Origin of the sequence: Erysipelatoclostridium sp. MSK.23.31, from assembly GCF_019125875.1 — a bacterium.
Lineage (GTDB): Bacteria > Bacillota_I > Bacilli_A > Erysipelotrichales > Coprobacillaceae > Thomasclavelia > Thomasclavelia ramosa.
The window spans coordinates 1-711 of record NZ_JAHOCB010000115.1; the positions used below are offsets into that span (position 1 = coordinate 1).

At 34.5% G+C, this 711-nt stretch carries 1 protein-coding gene and 1 pseudogene; both read left to right on the forward strand.

Translation table 11 applies throughout. From position 1 onward, the window contains the following. A pseudogene (locus KSU54_RS18545) lies at positions 1-317 on the forward strand (Y-family DNA polymerase); the annotation flags it as partial. Positions 318-377: 60 nt separating this feature from the next. Continuing rightward, positions 378-711, forward strand: a 334-nt coding sequence (locus tag KSU54_RS18550; protein ID WP_134583040.1) for a hypothetical protein, incomplete at its 3' end; no start/stop codon positions are given.

Consider the following 711-nt stretch of genomic DNA (forward strand, 5'->3'; position numbering starts at 1 on the left):
ATTCAGAGTTAAAAAATGACACAAGTCTTGAACTGGGATTCATTATTGCCCCTCCGAGGATGGCATTTTATATTGATTACAGTAAAAAAATCTACGAAGTATATTTAAAATACACCTCAGCTGAAGATATTCATGTTTATTCAATTGATGAGGTTTTTATTGATGCAACGAGCTATCTTAAGACTGTTAATACATCTCCAAGGGAATTTGCAAAAATGATTATTCAGGATATTTATAAGACAACAGGAATAACAGCCACAACGGGAATAGGAACAAATCTATATCTTGCAAAAGTAGCAATGGATATTGTTGCCAAGCAATGATTATCAATATGATTATGAATATGACTATATACGACATAGGGGAACTAACCTTAGATGCGGCTGAAAAAGAAATACAAGCTGAATGGGAGAAAAAGAAAAATGAATAAATATCTAGTATTTAGATGCGGTAAGTGTATTTGGAAAAATACTAAATCACATGAGTTAATAGGAGTCGAAATGGCTGAGGACATAGATGATGTGTTTGAAGATATTCAGCAAGATATATTAGATGATTTAAAGGGAATGAAAGATTACTCGTACCCAGTATACAGAGTTGAAGCTGATTACATAGATGGTGCTGCCGATACAAGCAAATATGATTATCAGATGCTTGAGTTGTCAAACCCGAAAGAACCGCTCCGAAAAATCACACCTGCTGGCACGGGAT